At 30.7% G+C, this 20,604-nt stretch carries 23 protein-coding genes; 7 read left to right on the top strand and 16 right to left on the bottom strand.

The features are described 5' to 3' along the window. Positions 1-51 precede the first annotated feature (51 nt). Positions 52-1,422 (bottom strand): saccharopine dehydrogenase family protein, encoded by a 1,371-nt coding sequence (locus tag C7447_RS00230; protein WP_148868174.1) that lies wholly within the window; start codon positions 1,420-1,422, stop codon positions 52-54. 80 nt (positions 1,423-1,502) lie between these two features. Here C7447_RS00230 and C7447_RS00225 point away from each other — a divergent pair, with 80 nt between their 5' ends. From C7447_RS00225 to ade, 3 genes are all read left to right on the top strand, one after another. Next, positions 1,503-1,883 carry a DUF423 domain-containing protein gene (locus tag C7447_RS00225; RefSeq protein WP_148868173.1) on the top strand — a complete coding sequence of 127 codons (381 nt, stop codon included), beginning with the start codon at positions 1,503-1,505 and terminating at the stop codon, positions 1,881-1,883. 88 nt (positions 1,884-1,971) lie between these two features. Next, positions 1,972-3,582, top strand: a complete 1,611-nt coding sequence (gene pckA, locus C7447_RS00220; protein WP_148868172.1) for a phosphoenolpyruvate carboxykinase (ATP) — start codon at positions 1,972-1,974, stop codon at positions 3,580-3,582. Positions 3,583-3,656: 74 nt separating this feature from the next. Beyond that, positions 3,657-5,279: an adenine deaminase gene (gene ade / locus C7447_RS00215; RefSeq protein ID WP_148868171.1), complete on the top strand. Its 1,623-nt coding sequence runs from the start codon at positions 3,657-3,659 to the stop codon at positions 5,277-5,279. A gap of 73 nt (positions 5,280-5,352) precedes the next feature. On the opposite strand, the gene C7447_RS00210 is transcribed toward ade, so the two are convergent. The 10 genes from C7447_RS00210 to C7447_RS00165 all read right to left on the bottom strand — a co-directional run bounded on the left by C7447_RS00210 (position 5,353) and on the right by C7447_RS00165 (position 14,892). Then, the gene (locus C7447_RS00210; RefSeq protein WP_148868170.1) at positions 5,353-6,822 is read right to left on the bottom strand and encodes a lipocalin-like domain-containing protein; all 1,470 of its coding nucleotides are present in this window, start codon (positions 6,820-6,822) and stop codon (positions 5,353-5,355) included. 31 nt (positions 6,823-6,853) lie between these two features. Then, on the bottom strand, positions 6,854-8,164 hold the full coding sequence (locus C7447_RS00205; RefSeq protein WP_148868169.1) for a beta-1,3-glucanase family protein: 1,311 nt from the start codon (positions 8,162-8,164) through the stop codon (positions 6,854-6,856). A gap of 207 nt (positions 8,165-8,371) precedes the next feature. Next, positions 8,372-8,824 (bottom strand): hypothetical protein, encoded by a 453-nt coding sequence (locus C7447_RS00200; protein WP_148868168.1) that lies wholly within the window; start codon positions 8,822-8,824, stop codon positions 8,372-8,374. A gap of 43 nt (positions 8,825-8,867) precedes the next feature. Further along, entirely contained in the window at positions 8,868-9,266 is a 399-nt protein-coding gene (locus tag C7447_RS00195; protein ID WP_148868167.1) for a hypothetical protein, read from the bottom strand. A 185-nt stretch (positions 9,267-9,451) separates the two neighbouring features. Further along, a complete protein-coding gene (locus C7447_RS00190) occupies positions 9,452-9,748 on the bottom strand; it encodes a hypothetical protein (protein ID WP_211354881.1) in 297 nt (98 codons plus the stop codon). Between the two features lie 286 nt (positions 9,749-10,034). Next, the gene (locus C7447_RS00185; RefSeq protein ID WP_148868166.1) at positions 10,035-10,397 is read right to left on the bottom strand and encodes a hypothetical protein; all 363 of its coding nucleotides are present in this window, start codon (positions 10,395-10,397) and stop codon (positions 10,035-10,037) included. A 349-nt stretch (positions 10,398-10,746) separates the two neighbouring features. Beyond that, positions 10,747-11,493 (bottom strand): LytR/AlgR family response regulator transcription factor, encoded by a 747-nt coding sequence (locus C7447_RS00180; protein WP_148868165.1) that lies wholly within the window; start codon positions 11,491-11,493, stop codon positions 10,747-10,749. Beyond that, positions 11,486-13,213 carry a tetratricopeptide repeat-containing sensor histidine kinase gene (locus C7447_RS00175; protein WP_246142995.1) on the bottom strand — a complete coding sequence of 576 codons (1,728 nt, stop codon included), beginning with the start codon at positions 13,211-13,213 and terminating at the stop codon, positions 11,486-11,488. Before C7447_RS00175 ends, C7447_RS00180 begins: the two co-directional genes overlap by 8 nt. 293 nt (positions 13,214-13,506) lie before the next feature. Next, positions 13,507-14,004 carry a hypothetical protein gene (locus C7447_RS00170; protein WP_148868164.1) on the bottom strand — a complete coding sequence of 166 codons (498 nt, stop codon included), beginning with the start codon at positions 14,002-14,004 and terminating at the stop codon, positions 13,507-13,509. Positions 14,005-14,148: 144 nt separating this feature from the next. Further along, the gene (locus C7447_RS00165; RefSeq protein WP_148868163.1) at positions 14,149-14,892 is read right to left on the bottom strand and encodes a Bax inhibitor-1/YccA family protein; all 744 of its coding nucleotides are present in this window, start codon (positions 14,890-14,892) and stop codon (positions 14,149-14,151) included. A 46-nt stretch (positions 14,893-14,938) separates the two neighbouring features. On the opposite strand from C7447_RS00165, the gene ruvC reads away from it, so the two are divergent. From ruvC to C7447_RS00145, 4 genes are read left to right on the top strand one after another with little or no spacing between them, the layout of a single operon-like run. Beyond that, entirely contained in the window at positions 14,939-15,490 is a 552-nt protein-coding gene (gene ruvC / locus C7447_RS00160; protein ID WP_148868162.1) for a crossover junction endodeoxyribonuclease RuvC, read from the top strand. Further along, positions 15,491-16,618, top strand: a complete 1,128-nt coding sequence (hemW, locus tag C7447_RS00155) for a radical SAM family heme chaperone HemW (RefSeq protein ID WP_148868161.1) — start codon at positions 15,491-15,493, stop codon at positions 16,616-16,618. A gap of 2 nt (positions 16,619-16,620) precedes the next feature. After that, positions 16,621-17,370, top strand: coding sequence for a cyclase family protein (locus C7447_RS00150; RefSeq protein WP_148868160.1), 750 nt, complete (start codon positions 16,621-16,623; stop codon positions 17,368-17,370). Next, positions 17,367-17,723 carry a DUF4260 domain-containing protein gene (locus tag C7447_RS00145; protein WP_148868159.1) on the top strand — a complete coding sequence of 119 codons (357 nt, stop codon included), beginning with the start codon at positions 17,367-17,369 and terminating at the stop codon, positions 17,721-17,723. The genes C7447_RS00150 and C7447_RS00145 overlap by 4 nt, the downstream gene beginning before the upstream one ends. A gap of 34 nt (positions 17,724-17,757) precedes the next feature. On the opposite strand, the gene C7447_RS00140 is transcribed toward C7447_RS00145, so the two are convergent. From C7447_RS00140 to C7447_RS00120, 5 genes are all read right to left on the bottom strand, one after another. Next, positions 17,758-18,447, bottom strand: coding sequence for an ArsR/SmtB family transcription factor (locus C7447_RS00140; protein ID WP_148868158.1), 690 nt, complete (start codon positions 18,445-18,447; stop codon positions 17,758-17,760). Between the two features lie 11 nt (positions 18,448-18,458). After that, a complete protein-coding gene (locus tag C7447_RS00135; protein ID WP_148868157.1) occupies positions 18,459-18,848 on the bottom strand; it encodes an amino acid-binding ACT domain-containing protein in 390 nt (129 codons plus the stop codon). A gap of 16 nt (positions 18,849-18,864) precedes the next feature. Then, positions 18,865-19,335: a DinB family protein gene (locus tag C7447_RS00130; RefSeq protein WP_148868156.1), complete on the bottom strand. Its 471-nt coding sequence runs from the start codon at positions 19,333-19,335 to the stop codon at positions 18,865-18,867. 13 nt (positions 19,336-19,348) lie between these two features. Next, positions 19,349-19,810, bottom strand: coding sequence for an OsmC family protein (locus C7447_RS00125; RefSeq protein WP_148868155.1), 462 nt, complete (start codon positions 19,808-19,810; stop codon positions 19,349-19,351). Between the two features lie 290 nt (positions 19,811-20,100). Next, positions 20,101-20,421, bottom strand: coding sequence for a hypothetical protein (locus C7447_RS00120; protein ID WP_148868154.1), 321 nt, complete (start codon positions 20,419-20,421; stop codon positions 20,101-20,103). Positions 20,422-20,604 lie beyond the last annotated feature (183 nt).

Genomic DNA, 20,604 nt, shown 5'->3' with positions numbered 1-20,604 from the left:
TTGGAAATAACGAAGTTATCAGAAATTACTTAAAAATCAAACCAAATATTTTTAGCCTTTTACACTTTCTGGATTATATCCTAAATAAGGCACCTCTTTTTCAACAAAGTTAATTCCATACTCTTCTAATTCTTTTAAAATAGGTCCGTATACTTCCTTTTTAATTGGTAATTGAACACCAGGAGTGGTTATATCTCCATTTAAAATGCGTAAAGTAGCGATTGCAACAGGTAAACCGACGGTTTTTGCCATAGCAGTATAGATTTGGTCATCACCTTTAATTACCATACTACTTTCTATTTGGTGTTTGCTAGATTCGTTTTGGTAACCAAAAATATGGTGCATTACAATCATGTCTTTGTCATGAGGTTGGAGTGTCCAAGAATCCATTAATATTTTTTGAAGAATTTGTGCTGGAGTCGCGTTTTTCAATCCTACTTTTTTCTTCGGATTAAAAATATCAAGTTCTAAAAATTTATCCCACATCACATCGTCTTGATCGATTTTTAAATAAGATCTGAATTTTAATTCCACAGAATCTGAAGGAGAATACGCAAGGAATAAGTTTGTGAAATCACGATAACTCATGTTTTCTGAGTCTTCAATAGTGTAACTATCATCTGTCATGCCTAATTGTACAAAAACGTTCCATGCACGAGAGAAACCAACTTTTCTAATCGTACCACGATACATCGTAGGAATGTTATCTAAACCATAAATGCTTCTGTATTTTAAAGAATCACGATTTGCATAAGCTTCAAATTTTCCGCTACCGTTAATCGTTAAAAACTCTGTTCTTCTAAATAATTTATGATACGGAATGTACTTATAAGTTCCTTCTTGAATAAACATAGAAGCTCCACCTTGTCCTGCTAAAACCACATTTCTAGGATTCCAAGTAAATTTATAATTCCACAAATTGTCATCACTTTCTGGGGCAACCAATCCACCACAAAAGGATTCAAACAACAACATTTTAGCACCACTTTCGTTTATTTTATCTATGACTTGCATAGCGCTCATGTGGTCTATACCAGGATCAAGACCAATCTCGTTCATAAAAACAAGACCTTTCTTTTTTACTTCATCATCTAAAGCTTGCATTTCTTTAGAGATGTAGGAAGCTGTTACCATGTGTTTATTAAATTCAACACAGTTTCTAGCCACTTCTATATGAAGGTGTGCAGGAAGCATAGATATAACTATATCAGCATTTTTAATAGCTTCTCTACGTTGGTCTTCATCAAAAACATTTAATGCTATTGCAGATGCATTCGAATGATTATTAATTTTTTCTTCAGCATTTTCTAATGATAAATCACCAATAGTAATATGTAAATTTTCTTCTGAAGATTTATCTAATAAATATTTAATTAGGGACGAGCTTGATCGTCCTGCACCTATGATTAATATATTTCGCATAAAATTATGATGTACTTTTGTTCAAAATTTGGAATGACAATATCGTTAAAAAAGTTTAATTTTAAACAATATAATAAAAAATGTATAAAAATTTAACAATCACTTCGCTGTTGGGAGCTTTAACAATAATTCTTGGAGCTTTTGGGGCACATGCTTTAAAAAAACAATTATCAGTAGAAGCAATGCAAAGTTTTGAGACGGCAGTTCGCTATCAAATGTATCATGTTTTAGTTTTATTAGTTATTAATTTATATGATGGCTTTTCTGAAAAAATGAAGCGAACGTTAACTCTTTTATTCACTGCTGGTATTCTTTTTTTCTCTGGATCAATCTATTTAATTAATCTATTTGGAGTGTCAGCAAAATCAATTTGGTTCATAACTCCTTTAGGGGGATTATTATTTATTATGGGATGGAGCCTATTATTTTATAAATTCCTCAAAATAAGTCTACAAAAGTAAAAGATTCATAAATTTTTTTCATCACTAATAAGTTTAGACAAAAAGGGTTACTTTTGTCTAACATTAAACACAACTAAAAAATATAAGGATGACAAATCTTGATACGAAAACGATTTCGTTAGATAGCTTAGGAATCAAAAACGCTACGCTACGTTATCAATTAACTTCAGAGGAGTTACATAACGCAACAATTGAAAAAGGACAAGGAAAAGAAACAACTTTAGGTGCAATTGCAGTAAACACAGGAGAATTTACAGGGCGTTCGCCAAAGGATCGTTTTATTGTAAAAGATGATGTTACCAAAGATAAAGTTTGGTGGGGAGACATCAATATTCCTTTTGACTCAGAAAAATTTGATAAACTTTACGACAAGGTAGTAGGTTATCTTTCAAATAAGGAGTTATTTGTAAGAGATAGTTATGCGTGTGCAGATGAAAATTATAAATTGAATATTCGTGTTGTAAACGAATATCCATGGAGTAATATGTTTGCCTACAATATGTTTTTACGTCCAACAGAAGAAGAATTAAAAAACTTTTCACCAGAATGGACTGTAATTAATGCACCAGGTTTCATGGCAGATGCTAAAGTAGATGGAACACGTCAACACAACTTTGCTATTTTAAACTTTTCAAAAAAAATAGCTTTAATTGGTGGTACAGGGTATACAGGAGAAATTAAAAAAGGAATTTTTTCTGCTTTAAATTTCATTTTACCGGTATACAAAAACACGTTACCAATGCACTGTTCTGCTAATGTTGGTAAAGATGGAGATACCGCTATTTTCTTCGGATTGTCGGGTACAGGAAAAACAACCTTATCTACAGATCCAAATAGAAGTTTGATTGGAGATGATGAGCATGGTTGGACAGCTGAAAACACTGTTTTTAATTTTGAAGGTGGCTGTTATGCTAAAGTGATTAATTTATCTAAAGAACAAGAACCGGAAATTTACGGAGCTATTAAAAAAGGAGCTATTCTTGAAAACGTAATTTTAGATGAGAAAGGAAATGTAGATTTTGATGATACTTCAATTACACAAAATACACGTGTAAGTTATCCTATTTATCATATTGAAAATATTCAAACACCATCTATAGGAAAAAATCCTAAGAATATATTTTTCTTAACTGCCGATGCTTTTGGAGTATTGCCTCCAATATCTAAGTTAACACCAGGTCAGGCAGCATACCATTTTATTTCAGGGTACACAGCTAAAGTAGCTGGTACAGAAGCAGGAGTAACTGAGCCTTTACCAAGTTTTTCAGCTTGTTTCGGAGCGCCATTTATGCCATTACACCCAACGCGTTATGCAGAAATGCTTAGTGAAAAAATGAAAGAAACGGGTGTAAATGTTTGGCTAGTAAATACTGGTTGGACAGCAGGTCCTTATGGGATTGGACATAGAATGAAATTGAAGTACACACGTGCTATGATTAATGCAGCATTAAATGGTGATTTAGGAGAAATGAGTTACGATAATTACCATACACATTCTGTATTTGGTTTAGCGCAGCCAAGACAATGCCCTGGAGTGCCTTCTGAAATGCTAAGTCAAAGAAAAGCATGGGACAATGATGTTGAGTATTATAAAACAGCACATAAATTGGCAAATTCATTTAGATCTAATTTCAAAAAGTTTGAAGAATATGCAAACGAAGAAATTTTAGCTGGTGGACCACCAATTATTGAAGAATAAAATTTTAAAAAGCATCCAATTTGGGTGCTTTTTTTATGGGAAAGAAGTACCTATTTTAGCTAAAAATTTACAAAATGATAATACAAGGAAATATTGTTGATATACAAAACAGGCGAATTTTTAAAGGAGAAGTCGAAGTAGAGAATGGAAAAATTAAGGAAATTCGAGAATCAAATCATTCTGTAGGAAGTTATATACTTCCAGGCTTTGTAGATGCACATATTCATATTGAAAGCTCAATGTTGGTTCCTTCCGAATTTGCAAAAATTGCAGTAACTCACGGTACAGTTGCCACGGTTTCTGACCCTCACGAAATAGCAAATGTGTTGGGAGTAAAAGGAGTGGATTTTATGATTGAAAACGGAAAGAAAGTTCCGTTAAAGTTCAATTTCGGAGCTCCGTCTTGTGTGCCAGCAACTTCTTTTGAAAGTGCTGGAGCTATAATAAATTCTGATGATATTGAGTTGATGATGGAAAATCCAGATATCAAATATTTAGCTGAAATGATGAATTATCCAGGGATTTTGTTTGATGATGAAGAGGTTTTAGCTAAAATTAAATATGCAAGAAATAATAATAAGCCTATAGATGGTCACGCTCCAGGATTAAGAGGAGATGATATTACCAAATATATTTCCGCTGGAATTTCTACCGATCATGAATGTTTTACCTATGAAGAAGCTTTAGAGAAGCTACAAAAAGGAATGAAAGTGATTATTCGCGAAGGAAGTGCAGCTAAAAATTTTGAAGCCTTAATAGACTTACTTCCTCAACATTTTGAAAATATGATGTTTTGTTCTGATGATAAACATCCAGATGATTTGTTGGAAGGACATATTAATCAGTTGTGTGAACGTGCCGTTGCTAAAGGACTAGATGTTTTTAAAGTGTTGCAAGCAGCTTGTGTAAATCCTGTAAAACACTATAAGTTGGATGTTGGGTTGTTACAAAAAGGAGATGATGCCGATTTTATTGTGATTAAAGACTTAGAGAAATTTAATGTTTTGAAAACATATATAAACGGAGAATTGGTTGCAGAAAACAGGAAAACATTTGTGAAATCAGTAGATTTTGAAGTATTAAATAATTTTGATACCGATAAAAAGAAAGTGTCTGATTTTGAGTTTTATTCCGCTGCAGATAAAATTAGAGTTATTGAAGCGTTGGACGGAGAATTAGTAACCAATGAAATTGAAGTAGATTCCTTAATTAAAGATGGAAATTTAGTTTCAAGTATTGAAAATGATGTGTTAAAAATGACGGTGGTAAATCGTTATAAAAATGCTGAACCATCAATAGCATTTATTAAAAATTTCGGATTAAAAGAAGGTGCCATTGCAAGTTCTGTTGGCCATGATTCTCATAATATAATAGCAGTCGGGGTTTCGGATGAAATGATTTGTAAAGCAGTGAATTTATTAATTGAAAATAAAGGAGGGGTTTGCGCAGTTTCAGTATCCGAAGAAAAAATAGTTTCTCTTCCTGTAGCAGGAATCATGAGCGATAAATCTGCTGTTGAAATAGGGAAGTCATATGCCGAATTAGATAAAATAGCAAAACAAATGGGGAGTAAATTGCGAGCACCTTATATGACTTTGTCGTTTATGGCATTGTTGGTAATTCCGTCTTTAAAATTATCAGATAAAGGTTTGTTTGATGGGAATACGTTTAAGTTTACTTCTTTGGAAGTAAAGTAAACACCTTATAAAAGTCAAATTTTATAAAGTGTTTGTATGAATATTCGAATTACTACTTTGTCTTACTCTAGAATTATCCTTTTAAAATACCTAAAGCATAGGCTCTATGTTGATTTACTTTTTCAAAACCAACTGTTTCTAAATATCCTACTCCATTAGGATGATGATCTGGATTTGCGCTAATAAAATCAGCTGGAAACTCTGCACATAAACTATTATCAGGATTGTTAAATGTTCCGTTATGATACCATGGTAATGCTTGTCCGGAAATTGGGTGTTCCAATAAAGAGAGATCAAAGATATTTTTTAAACCTTTATAATTTCTCTTAATAGGTATGGTAACAGGAGTACTATGAGGATCATTACAAATAGAAGGAAAATTTTGAGGGTCTTTTAATTCTAAATCTCCCATAATAAAAGTGGCATCCCATTCTTTTTTTTGGTTAGGTTTTAAGTAATAGCCATATACCATTTCTACTTGATTATTGGCTGGAATTTCACCTTGAATAAATCCTGCACCAGTAAATGAAGTGCCATTTTCTAAATTATAGTATTGCCAAATCCAACCGTTATATGGGTAGTTAGTAGGTGTGTTTTCAAATAATTTTGGATCAGGTTTTCCATCAGCGTCTAAAATTGAAGACATCATTAATTGGTGATCAATCCATCCTATTCCTGAGTTTACAGTATAATTATTTCCACCTACAGTAATAGTGCCAGTTACTAAAACTTGAGGCCAACTATAATATATTCCAGGAGTTGGTAATGGTGTAATACCAGTTCCTCCATTTCCAAAATCTATAGGAGTACCTTGTTTAAAAAAAGAAGATTCAATATTTAATTTTTCAGAATTAGTGAAAGTAAGATCAATTTGCATATTATCCTCATTATTAACCACTAACCTTAAGGGCAATACATCATTCGTTCCTGTTAAGGAGTCTGTTCCTACTTTAAAAGAAAAAGGTTCTCCAATAGAACTAAAAGAAGATGTTCCTCCTTTTAATGGCCACTGTTCGTTAGTGTCTCTTCTATAATAAGTGGTTTCATCATTCTCATCCATTTTAACAGTAACAGTAGCAATATTAGCCATTAAGCATATTTGCTCTTCCGTCCAATTGTACTTAGCTTGTATATCTGTGCCCATACTACGTGTTTTTTGCATAGTATCTAAAATAGAGATTTTACCTTTTTTATTATTTTGATCAGTTACGTTTAGATGACAAGCTAACCAATACCATTCATTTCCCATACTACCGTGCATACGATGGTCTTCAGGAAACTTAAGATAATACTCAGCTCCTTTTTTATTGTAAGAAATTGTTTCAGACCCAACATTTCCAGCTCTTCCTAATAAAGATTGAATAAGGTTCATAAATTGAGTTGGATTTTCGGTTTTATCTAGTTTTCCAGCAGCAGCATACAAATCATTATAATTAGGAATTTTAATTGGATGGCCATTTGAATCATTGATTTTAGCGATTTTATTTTTAATGTTTTCTAAATGTTCCTGAATTGCTGGAGCTACATTTTGAGTAGTTTTCATTTGTTTCAAATTTTATGATAGTTTTTATTTTTTAAGCATCTAGAACATTGGCGTCAAGAAGTGAAATTTGTAAAGTATTTACCGTTGTTGGATTCAATGAAATTAAAACTGGAGAAAAACGATCTGAATAAGCAAAATTATATGCGTCTGAAAGTTTTTGTAAAGTAGCAGCGTACTGATTGTAATTGGCAGAATTACTTTGTAAATTACTAAATAAAGAAGTATTAGATATTGTAAACCAATCACTACTTTTCATTGCTCCTACAATTTTTTCACCAATCATGGTTTCAGAACCTATAGCTCCAATATTTAATCCTGCTAATAAATCTCCAGTTATCCATCCATACACATCGTTTGCTGGATTTTGAGAAACTGCTCCATTAAGAGAAAAAGGAGCATTAGCACCGTAGATACCGTTTGGGTTGATAAGGTCACTTTTTTTATAGAGCATCGTAGTTGTTCCAGAAACACTGCTAACAGTTCCTGTTAAAGTAATATCACCTGAATTATCAATTGTAGAGGTTAAATTATAGGTTTGAGCACTTTTTGAACCAGATAGAGGTACATGAGGACCAACACCGTTAAAATGACCAGCAATTGTAGCTATAGTTCCATTTCCTAAATTTGGAATTGATTCTCCAACAACTGTATTTGGACCCAATTTTTGAATTAGAAAATTTAGATAACCTTTAAAAAGGTTATAGGGAGTAACAGGAACACCTCCAATTGATGGATAAGATGATGGCCCTATAATACGTGCAAATCCAGTACCTGGTTGGTTATGGGATTGTGTAAAATTACCAGGAACAAGAGCGGGTAACGCATTCTCTAATCCCGATTGTGGAGTGGAAGTAAGACTATTTAATTCATTATATACCATTTTAGTGGTTATATTTGTTTTAAGACCATTATCTGTTTGAACAGAAGCTCCATTTAAAAAGGTTTCTAATTGCATAGGGATACTCCAATAATCAATACTTGTTAAATCTGCAACATCATCAGCTTTTCCGTTAAATGTTAATTCCATTTTGTCGTAACGAAGAAAAAAATTGGGGTCAGTAATGTTTTGAGCTGGTTCATAATAATTATTTAAAATCTTCCAAGTTTTACCGTATGATACATAAATACGACCACTAAAATTTTGTATTTGTACACTATTATTTAATTCATCTAAGCTATACCAGTTACCGTTGCCTTTGGTTGTGTTAAGTTGTTTAATATCTTCACCAGCAAGAGAACTTATGTTAAAAAGACTAGTTGAGCTTCCTGAAACAAATCCTATAAACACGTTTGAGTTAGGTAGAGTACTTTTGTTTTTAAATTTTACGTTTAATATAGACATGATTAGTGTATTTTTTATAAATTCTTAATAAAAGTAATTTGAAATTAAATGTAGTATTTTAAAAATGTAATAAGATCTATAATTGATGTTATAAAAGAGAGGAAAACCATGATGAGTTAAGATTCTTTTAGATTAGAATCTATTTTGATTTTCTTTAAAAAAAACCTCTGTAAATTTTACAGAGGTTAATTATGTTAAAAAAACAGTTTAGTTTCCATATAACCTAGGGTTTAATACACCCGCAGTTATGGTATAAATAGAACCATCTGGACCTTCTTGCGCAAAACCAAAAATACCATATTCACCTTCTTGATAAATTTGATTTTCTCTATCATTAAAAGGAACAGATGCCCATTCTTGTACATCAGATTGTTTAACCTTTATTGATTTTGAAGGGTATTTTGAACCTGTTGGACCAGATATTTTTATTTCAAAAGAAGCATTTTCTCCTTTTGTTGTTTCCAAATACCAAGTAGGTGTTTCAATTTTTTTGGATTCGCTAGGAGGAATAGGTAGTTTAACAGGCTTATTAACAGGAGATGATCCTTTACGTAAAGGTCCATTTGCAGTAACTTCACAAACTAATTTATTTCCGTCCGCAGCTCCTGGGTCGTTTTGACTTAAAGCTGATAATTGAAATGTGTTTTTATTTTTTGACATAATATATAAATCTAATTATTTTTTAATTTATTTAGATGTTTTTTTATACTGCTGTAGGAACTTTAACATCAAAAGCTATTTGTAGATTACCTAAATTCCAAATAGCACCTTCTAATTCTTTTTTAGGATTGTTTAACAACTGGTATGTTTCACCATTAAATTCAAATTCGAAATTGTAAGGACCACCCCAGTTTAAACCAACGTAAACTAAAGAATAGTTTCCTTTAGGGATTTTTACAGTAGTTGTTCCGCTTAAATCTTTCGATGTTCCTCCTTCTGGTATGTAGGTCCCAGAAAAAGCACCTTCTTTAATTTCGATATCAAGATCTACTGAATGAAAGTTGCCACTTTGAACATTACAAATTTCATAACTTTCATTTTCGTTTACGGCAAAAAGAATAAGTTGATTGTCACATTTTTTGATACTGATTGTATTAGACATAATTTCTATTTTTTTAAGGTTAGTAGTAAATACATTTAAAATAGAGTTAACTAGTTAGCTTTCTATAAAGTAAAATTAAATGACAATAGAAAAAGAAATAAAAAAAAAGGAATAAGAAAGGATTTTTTATCCATTAAAAGGTGAATATTTATAATAAGAATTTTTTTATAGAAACTACTTTTTTATTACCATTTACCTATTGGGCAAGATTCATCTTTTCGTGTAGTTTTTCTAGCTACTATACATCCACATAGAGAACAAATATTGGCGTTTTCATTCTTATGCAATTTAATTTTATATACAAATTGATTGGTTGGTTTAGTTAAGTTTGGACAAGAATTACAGATAGAAATTCTATTGTCGATTATTTCTTTTGGAGCTGTAGAAAAACCATTAAGACCCCATTTGATATATGAATTGACCCCGTTTTTAAGAAGATTAATATTTTTATGTTGATTGTTTTCTTTTGAAATGTCTAACATAAGTATACTTGGAATTAATTCTTTCTCAATTGATGCTTGATAAATTAATTTAGCAAAAACATCATCAATTTTAACTCTTTCAACTAATGCTTTAGGAAAAGGAATTTTAAGATCTAATAATTTGGTAATTTCAGTTTGTAAATCACCTCCTTGTTGTATTTTTTTTTCAAAAAATCAATCATGATATTACAATTTTAAATTATGTTTAAGTTTTTAGAATAATATGTTCATTGTTTAAAAACAATGAACATATTATTTAACTAGGAGTAAAGTTAATTACTCATTTTTACCCATTAAAAGTTACTGTAACTGTAAATTGCTCACCAGGTGTGACTGATACAGTTGAATTAGACGAAACATAAGTTGAAGACCAATTGTTTCCCGATTCATAAAGATTAAAACCACCAACATTTTGAAACTCTCCAGTCTGTGTATTTAAAATAGAAATACCGTAATCAACACTACTGTGCTCACAACAACATGGTATACCTGAAGATTTAGCTTCAATATATTGTCTTTTAGATGTGTTACCAGATGGTATTAAATTAGACCAATCTCCAGTACCATACATACATTGTGTACCTCCTGTTTCTATTTTAATTAAGGAATTACTTTTGTTGTGTACTGTTATAAATGCACCTTTTCCCATTTTTTTAAAGTTTAATTAGTTTTTCCTACTCATAAGGCTTTTCGGATTCCGTCTCGTTTTTTAAGTGGTTACTGCACCTCTTTTGTTTGGTTAGCTATTAAATACGAGCAATCGTAGCGTTTGTAAATACCATAAACACGGTTGGGTTTCTACGTTTTATTTATTTAATAATTAAGAAAATAAGTTTGCTAGCATTTTATTTCTGATATGAAATTACTTCAGAATTAAAGCGGAAATAAGAAAAATGGAATAAAGGGAGTATTTTTTTTCATAAAAAGCAGAAAAAAAGAGGATAAGTTTTTTATTTGTTTTTATTGTAAATAAATCACTGTTTATAGTGTATTATGTGTTATTTTAAAGTGCGTACTTTCTTTATAATATCTTTATAACGTTCACTTAATGTCGCTTTATAACCCCCTGTAAGTAGTATTAAATTATCGGCAGGGACAATTTCTTTAATGTGTTTAGTATTGACAATAAAATTTCGATGTGTTCTTTGAAAATTGGAATTATCTAATAGTTGAAGAATTTTAGTTAAAGATATAAGAATCACAAACTTTTCGTTTTCAGTTATAATGTTGCAATACTTTTCTTCTACATCAATGTAAACAATATCGGTAATTAGTACTTTTTTTAATGATTTTCCTTTCTTTATAAATAGATACTCACTACTAATAACGGTATCTTCTTCCTCACTTAAGAATACATTTTCTTGTGTAAAAAATTTTTCCACCGCCATTTCAATAGCATATAATATTTCTAATTCATTAAAAGGTTTCATTAAATAACTAAAAGGCTGTGTAAGTTTAGCACGTTCAAATATTTTCCGATCGGTAGAACTGGTTAAAAAAACAAATGGTTTTGAAGCATTAGGTACGGCGTTAATTGTTTCTGCAAAAGAAATTCCATCAGGAGTCCCGTTTAAAAAAATATCGATAATAACAATGTCTACTTTAATGTTGTAAAACAAGTTTAAAGCGTCTTTAAAATTGGTTGCTATACCTGTAATATTATAGTTGTTGGCTGTAAGTACTTTAACCAAAGCATCACTTTCAGAAGCAGTATCTTCTATAATAAATACATTTATATTATCCATTATCTTGTGTTTTAGGTAAAGATACAATCATTTTTGTACCTTTTCCTAATTCAGATTTAATAGAAAATTTTCCGTTATTTTTTTTAATCATCGATTTGCACAGTTGTATTCCTAATCCAGTACCAATTACTTCTTCGTGTTCTTTTTTAGAAAGTGTAAAATTAGTTTCAAGAAGTTTTAAACGTGTTGCCTCATTCATGCCAAAACCAGTATCTTCAATCACTAAATCACAATATTCGGGAGAATTGTTTTGAGAATATACTTTTATCGTCCCGTTTTGTTTAGAAAATTTTATGGCATTGTCTAATAAGTTTCTAAGTATAATTTTTAAAGATTCTTGGTCGGCATTAATAAGACTACTTTTAGAAACGGTATTTTCAAAATGAATAGTTTTTTCGAGAAGTAAAGGTTTATAATTGTAAGCTACTTGTTCAGTAATAAAAAACAAAGACATAGAAGTAATATTAAAATAACTTTGTTTGGTTTGTAGTAAAGCATAATTTAATAAATTATAAGCACCATTTACAATAGCACTGTTTTTGTGTAATAAAGTACCGATTGCATCTATATTTTTTGAAGCTAAGTTATCTAACAACGTAACATTACTTCTTTTTAAGGCGTTTACAGACGAACGTAAATCGTGACTCACAATAGAAAATAATTTGTCTTTAGTGCTGTTTAAAGCATCTAAATTTTCTTTTTGGAGCGCTATCGTTTTATTTGCTTTCACTTTTTCTCTATAAAAGTAAGTACCAATACCTAATAAAATGAACAAACCTGCAGCTGAATATAAAAATAAGTTACGTTGGGTTTCTTTTAGTTTATTTTCTACTTGTAGTATGTTAACCTCTTTTTGTTTTTCTTTTACAGCAAATTCTTTTTCGAGCTTGGCAACTTCCCATATTTTATTTTGATCGTTTAAGGAGTCTTTCCATTGCTCCATTTCTTTTCTGTAAACTAGGGCTTTTTTGTAGTTCTTTCTATTTTCTTCTACGACAGCCATGTTTTTAGTAGCTTTTCTTTTTAGGTCAAAATCATTAGTCTTTTTTGCTAATAGATAAGCTTTTTCAAAATAAGGTATTGCTAAAGCGTCTTTATATTGTTCATAATATAAACTAGCAACATTACCATAAGTTCCAATTAAAGCTAAAGTATCTTTTTGTTGTTCTTTAATTTTAATACTTTTAATTAGATAAAATTCAGCTTGAGGGATTTTTTTCAAGTGCAAATAGCATAAACCTAAATTATGAATTATAGAGCTTTTTTTAATAAGCTCATACTCTCTTTCAGGGAGATCAATAACATCTTCAAAGTATGTTATGGCTTTTTTAAATTGCCTTTGTTCAAGAGCTAATACCCCTAAATATGTTTTCGCTAAATTATAAAGCTTGAAATTCTTAGATATGAGACTGTACTCCTTTTCAGCTTCTTTAAAAACTTTTTTTTGAGTAAAGCTATAGACACGAAGAAACTTTGAGTAATCTAGTAAAGGTTTTGTTTGAGAAGTTAGTATTTGTTTTTGCGAATAAACTAATGTAGAATCCCAATTTTTTTCTAAAAAAAACAGAACAGCTTTTTTAAAAAAAATATCTGATGGAAATTGTTTAGAAATATCAATCATTTCTCTATTTAATACTGATGTAGTGTTTTTTTCTTGAGAAATAATTGATTGTGGGTTGCATAAAAAGAACAACAAGACTAATGTAATAAATTTATTCATTTGAATTTGTTTGGTTACAAACAAATTTACACTAAAAAAATACACTATTATTAAAGTTAAATTTCTCCTAAAGCAAAGATGTAAATAACTTTATTTTTCTGTTTCTCTTAAGGTTTCAGAACCTTCTTTTCATACAGTTATATTTCTATTTTAGTAATTCTCATAGAGAAATAATTTGTGTATGATGTTGTAAACTTATTTCATTAGGATATAGAGTAGTAGAATCATTGAGGATTATTGAGTTTTATAAAAAAGGAGTGTTTTTATTCTTCTGATAATTTCGTATTTATATATTAAGCTGGAAGCATTACAGTTGTTTCAGTACCTCTAGAGGTCTCTGGATCGTCATTACATAAAAATAATTTTACCGTAGTAGGAGTTATGTTTGTCGGTAAATTAGTAAGAGTAAAAGAGATCAGGAAAGGTTTAAAAGTTGAAGAAGGAGTTGGAGTTTTAGTATATGATACATAAAATTCTAATTGGTTTTCTCGTAGATAGCGAACAGAGTTCATATCGACATTAAGGCTTATAGAATTTTCTTCTGTATCAATAAAAGCTATAATATACATATTAAGAGAGCAAAGTATTTTTCCAGATGGACAAAAAACAGGGTCAGTAGCACTAGCTTGAACTAAAGGAGGTAAAGGAGTTAATTTGTTAGGTTGTTTATCCGTAGGTATTTTAAAATCAATAGAGGTTGTTAAAATTGATTGCCCAGAAGCCTTTTGAGCTGTAAATGATAGGTCTTTAAAAATGTTTTGAACAGGTGTATTATTGTATGCTATCTTCATAATGTTTGGGTAGATTATAAAAGGTTAAATTTTATTTAAAAGTTTAGATTAGTCCAAAATAACAAATAAAAATAACAAATAAAAAGCTAAAAAGTATAAAAGCAAGATTCTTTGGTATGAAAGCAAGGCTTTAGGGAACGAAATCTAAAACCGTATCGCTAACTTCTTCATCAAACGTAAGACTTCCACATATAACCAAACAAGGGTAATTAACAATCCCCAAGTAGCGAGCCATTCTCGTTCTTTTGAGTAGCGACCTAGCTGTCTATCTATATAATAAAAGTCTAGAAGTAAGGAAAAAGAAGCAACAATAGCAGTTAAAGTGTTAAAACCAATAGCAATCCACGAAGTTCCCCATAAAAAAGAAACATCAATTTCTAAAAAACGTAAAATCCATCCTATAAAATATAACATGAAAATAGTTGTTATTGCCGTTATTATAATCGCTCTGAATTCACGTGTTACTTTAATAATTTTGAATCGGTATAAAATAAACATCACAAAAAAAGTAAGTATGGTAACGGCAATTGCTTGAAAAGGTAAATAAGGAAAATGTTTATGAGCGTAAGCACTAATTCCACCAAGAAAAAAACCTTTTGCTAATGCATAAATTGGAAGTAAATATTTGGATGAATCGTGTTTAAATGAGATAAATAAGCTACAAAAAATAGCAACAAACATACCGATAGCGGTATACCATTTTATGCTTACGCCACTAAAAAATAATTGCCAAGTATACGTTGCGGTAATGGTAACTAAAGTTAACATTGCGAATGATTTTAAGATAATACCGTTAATAGACATTTTATCTTTAGTGTAATTTCTCGATTTTTTCCAGAAATAGCTGTTAAAAGCTGGGTTCGAAGTTTGTAAACCAAATACCCCCATTCGTTTTTATTGATTAGATTTGTATTTGTACAAAGTACGATAAAATTTGAAGACAGAAAAAATCATATTAGGCATCGATCCAGGAACAACCATTATGGGTTTTGGATTGATAAAAGTAGTGGGAAAGAAGATGGAATTTATTCAAATGAATGAATTGATGTTGAAAAAATATGACGATCATTATTTAAAATTAAAAGTAATTTTTGAGCGTACTATTGAATTGATAGATACTTATAATCCAGATGAAATAGCTCTGGAAGCTCCATTTTTTGGTAAAAATGTGCAGTCGATGTTAAAGTTAGGTCGAGCACAAGGAGTTGCGATGGCAGCAGGTTTATCGAGAGAAATTCCCGTAACAGAATATGCGCCAAAGAAAATTAAAATGGCAATTACAGGTAAAGGAACGTCAAGCAAAGAACAAGTCGCTATGATGTTAAAATCATTATTGAACTTAAAAGAATTGCCGAAAAATTTAGATGCTACAGATGGTTTGGCAGCTGCTGTTTGTCATTTTTACAATTCAGGAACTAAAGTAGGAGGAAAAAACTATACAGGTTGGGCGGCTTTTGTAAAACAAAATCCGAAAAAAATAGGATAGATGAGCGGAATCTACATTCATATCCCGTTTTGTAAGCAAGCTTGTCATTATTGCGACTTTCATTTTTCTACTTCGTTAAAAAAGAAAGATGAAATGCTTTCAGCATTGGTTTCTGAACTAAAAATGCGAAAAGATGAATTTGCAGATGAAACCGTTGCAACTATTTATTTTGGAGGAGGAACACCTTCTGTTTTATCAACAAAAGAAATTCAATTATTAATTGATACTGTTTACGAGAATTATAAGGTGATTGAGAGTCCTGAAGTCACACTTGAAGCCAATCCAGACGATCTTTCCGAAGAAAAAATTATTGAGCTTTCACAAAGCCCGATTAATCGATTAAGCATCGGAATTCAATCATTTTTTGAGGAGGATTTAAAGCTCATGAATCGTGCGCATAATGCGGAAGAAGCAAAAAAGAGCTTGTTATTAGCGACTCAGTATTTTAGTAATATTTCGGTTGATTTAATTTACGGAATCCCGAATATGAGTAACGAACGTTGGCGAGAAAATATTAAAATGGCATTGTCGTTTGGTGTACCACATATCTCGAGTTATGCACTCACAGTTGAACCAAAAACTGCGTTAGAAACCTTTATTAAAAAAGGAGTTATTGATGAGGTAAAAGATGAGGTGGCACAAGAACATTTCCATATTCTAATTGAAGAGCTTGATAAAGCAAGTTTCATACACTATGAGCTTTCTAATTTTGGAAAAGAAGGCTTTTTCAGTAAAAATAATTCTGCTTATTGGCAAGGAAAAAAATATATAGGAATTGGTCCTTCAGCACATTCATTTAACGGAAAAGAACGTAGTTGGAATGTAGCTAATAATGCAAAATATATAAAAGAAATTCAGCAAGGTAAATTACCTTTTGAAGTGGAGGAGTTATCAAAAAAAGACAACTACAACGAATATATAATGACAGGTTTGCGAACTATTTGGGGGGTTTCGTTAGATAAAATTAGAGAAGATTTTGGATGTGAATTTGCTGTTTATTTACAAAAGCAAGCCGAAAAATTTATTGTACAAGATTTATTGTATATTGAAAAACAAACGTTAAAAACTACTAAAAAAGGAAAATTTTTAACGGATGGAATTGCGTCTGACCTTTTTAAACTAGATTAATTTTGATTGCAGAAATAAAATATAACTCAAGAAAATACGAAATAGATTTATCGAAACCTATAGACATTTCTATTCCTATAGATGTATCTAAGCAGAATGTAAATGCTTGGTATATTGATGATCCGAAAATTTTTCCTGTATCTGATGGAAAATGGGTAGGAAGCGTAGCACAAGGAGCTGATGTTAATTTTAATAATATTCATTTTAATCCGCATTCGCATATTACACATACAGAATGTGTAGGGCATATTACTGAAAAAGTATACTCTATAAATAAAAACTTAAATCAGTTTTTCTTTTTGACAGAAGTGATTACGGTTGTTCCGGAAACTTTAAATGATGATGAGGTGATTTCTAAAAAGCAATTACAATTTGCTTTAGGAAATAAAAAAAGAGATGCGGTTGTAATTAGAACGTTACCAAATTTAGATGAAAAAAAATCGTACAGATATTCAAATACGAATCCACCTTATTTATTAGAAGAAGCAGCTATTTATTTACGTGAGAAAGGAGTAAGACATTTGTTGATTGATTTACCTTCGGTAGATAAAGAAAAGGATGGTGGTTTGTTATTAGCGCATAACGCATTTTGGAATACCTCGGGTAAATTACGATTAGACGCTACGATTACGGAGTTTATTTACGTGCCAAATTCAGTAGAAGACGAAACGTATTTTCTCAATTTAATGGTTGCGCCTTTTGAAAATGATGCAACACCAAGTAAGCCTGTTTTATATCAAATAATACCATGAAAAACACATTAAAAATAGAAGAACTTGCTCAGTTTATTTTTGGAATACTACTTTTTTCGCAAACAGAATATGCTTGGTGGATTTTTCCAGCGTTCATTTTACTGCCAGATATCGGTATGGTTGGGTATTTATTTAATACAAAAATCGGAGCAATTACCTATAATTTATTTCACAATAAAGCTATTGCATTAACAATTCTTGTTACCGGAATGTTTATTCTGAAAAACGAGTTTTATACACTAATAGGAGTTATTTTATTTTCCCATTCTGCAATGGATAGATTTTTCGGTTACGGATTAAAATACCCTGATAGTTTTAAAAACACACATTTAGGAAAAATAGGAAAAGATTAAAGTAGAATGGCCTATTTAATGTGGGTAACCCAAATTAAATTTCTAAGTTCAAGGTGTCTTTCAAAGCTGTTTTTCCGATAGAGGTAATAATTAATTCTCTAGAGTTTTTTTTCTTTCGAATCCAATCTTTTTTTATCATTATTTCAAGAAGAGAGGCTCCAAGGGCTCCAGCTAAATGATGTTTTCTCTCGCTCCAATCTAAACATTGATGGGCGAATGAACGTTTTTGAAGTTTAATAAGATTAGTGTCAATATCAATTTTCTGAAACCACTCTTTTCCATAATCAGTCACAATATATTTTTTTTCTGAAATCTCGAGTATTTTATGGTCTATTAAAGAATTGGTTATTTTAACGCCCACACAGCCAGCAATATGATCGTAGCAAGTTCGAGCATATGTAAAGTCATTGGCTTTTGGTTTCTTAATTTTGGTGTATGCTTCAGATAAAGGAACCAAGCTAGCCATCGATTCAATAACTTGAGCTACTTCTGCACTTGCATAGTTGTAATAACGATGTCTTCCTTGTTTTTCAACAGAAAGTATATTCGCTTTAATCATTTTTGATAAATGATTACTAGTAGATTGAAGTGAGATATTAGCACTTGTGGCTAACTCTGTAGCAGTATAAGCTCTGCCATCTAATAAATTCCATAGAATAACAGAGCGTGCTTTATCTCCAATAATAGAGGCAATCTGACTAAATTTACTTTCAAATTCCTCCATAATTTATTGTGTTATTGCTCATTTGTCCATTTATCTGAAACAAATTTACCTTTTTTATAATCATCAACGACTAAAATTAATTGATTGTAATGATCACTATAAAGTACTTCAATATTCACTCCTGCTTGTTCCATAAGGCGTGTAATTTTACCTAATTGACCCGGAACATCTTGTTTTAGTTTTTGAATAAGAATTTCATTTTCTTTAATTACTTCAATGCCTGCTGCTTCTAAAGCTTTACGAGCTCTAGCGGTATCCTTAAATAAAAAATGCGCAATTCCTTTATTTCCAGAAAGCCAAACTCCACCACCTTCTACACTAATATTGGCTTCTGCTAAAATTTCTCCCATTTCGGCAATTGCACCGGGTGTATTTTTTAATCGTATTTCTAAATCTTTCATTTTTTATAGTTGTTAGTTAATCCCATATTTTAGGAATTTCAATTCTCAATGTCCTTAAATAACTTAACATTTGTCCTGTATGAACAGCTTCATGATAAGCAATTCGGTTTAAATAATCTCCTAGTTTTCTACTTTGGTTTATCTCTTTTCGCTCAATGGTTGTACTTTCTAAATCGGATTGTTTGAGGCTTTTAACCATCTCTAAAAATTGAGCCCGATATTTTTCAGATTGTTTTAATTCATTTTTTAAATCAGTATATTCTAATTGTTTCCAAGGAGATTTATAATTACCTAAGTCTCCCTTGTTTTCGATTATTTTATGATATAAATGTTCGCCTTCTAGCACATGTCTTATCATTTCAATAATTGAAAAGGCATCTTTGTCTGGTTGCCAGTTCAGGTATTTACTAGGAATTGCTTCCCATAATTTTATGTTTCTCCTTCTAATTTCTGAAAAATTTAGTACTATAATTTCAATGGAATTCATTTATATATTTAGTTTAATTTGGAAAGATGTTGATTTTTGAATTTAATGAATTTGCTATATAGCATTGACTATGCGCTAGTTGGTGCATGTCTGTAATTTCTTTTACTGAAGGAATGTTTGTGCTAGAGAATTTAGTTTTTGGATTTAAGGTTATTTCAGACATTGATATCTTCCCGTTATCATTTTTCTGCATAATGCCTTCAACTGTATCTTCATAACTTTCGATAGTATATTTTTTAGAAGAGACAATGGAAAGAAAAAATAACATGTGGCAACTAGAAAGTGCAGCGAGTAATGCTTCCTCAGGATCTACAGCAGAAGGATCAGACATTGGGACAGGGATAACTTTTGGAGAGGAGGATGCTCTAATTTCTGTTCCTTCATCAAAATACCATTTATGTACTCTACTGTATTTGCCCGAAGTAAAATTCTCTGATGTGTTTTTTTTCCAAACTATTTTAGTGTGATGTTTCATTTTATAATTATTAATCATTTAATACCTCAAAAATATTTGATTAGTATTTATGATATTTCATTTAAAAATGAAGTATGGAAAATTTATATAAGAAGTTCTTTTAGTTTAATGATTTTAAAAATTGAATTTTTATGTTGGAAAAGTAGAAAATTTCGCTATCGTTTATGTATAAGAATTGTGCGGTTTTGTATGCGAGAATTTTCCGTTAGGAAAATCTGATGTAGCAAAAGTATAACGACCCTTGTTTAAGCCTAAAAATAACGATTATTTTTATACGTTGTTGTAAAGCGTTATTTAAACTCAATTAATTTATCAGTCAAATTTTTTCCTTCACTTGGAACGTTCTTTTCAAGACTAGACCAATTGTAGTTAGGGTATTTTTCTTTGAATTTCGTTAAGTCATATTCTGAATTATCAGTCCATTCAATTTGATATCCATTTTCATTGCCTTGGGGATAAAAAATTATATTTCCAATATAGGTGATAACACCACTTTTTAATTCAATCGGAATAGAGAAGTCTTTTTTCGGGCGAAATGTATCTTGAATATAGCCTAGATTAGTAAAAAGGCTATAAGACCAAAATTCATATTCGTCTTGAGGGTGCTCCATTGCAAACTGAAATATCATTTTTTCACCGTCTGTGTAGTCAGGTTTAAGAACTTTTTTAAATCCGCCTTGATTTGGTTGGATATTGATTCGATGATTTTTTTTTCATTTATTGGACGATAAAAAAAATCGTACGAATTAAATCTCGGTTTTTCATCTATGATTGTTATTGTTCCAATCATTAGT

Source organism: Tenacibaculum adriaticum (assembly GCF_008124875.1).
Lineage (GTDB): Bacteria > Bacteroidota > Bacteroidia > Flavobacteriales > Flavobacteriaceae > Polaribacter > Polaribacter adriaticus.
Note: the sequence above shows the minus strand (reverse complement) of the source record. Positions and strands in the feature narration are given on the sequence as shown.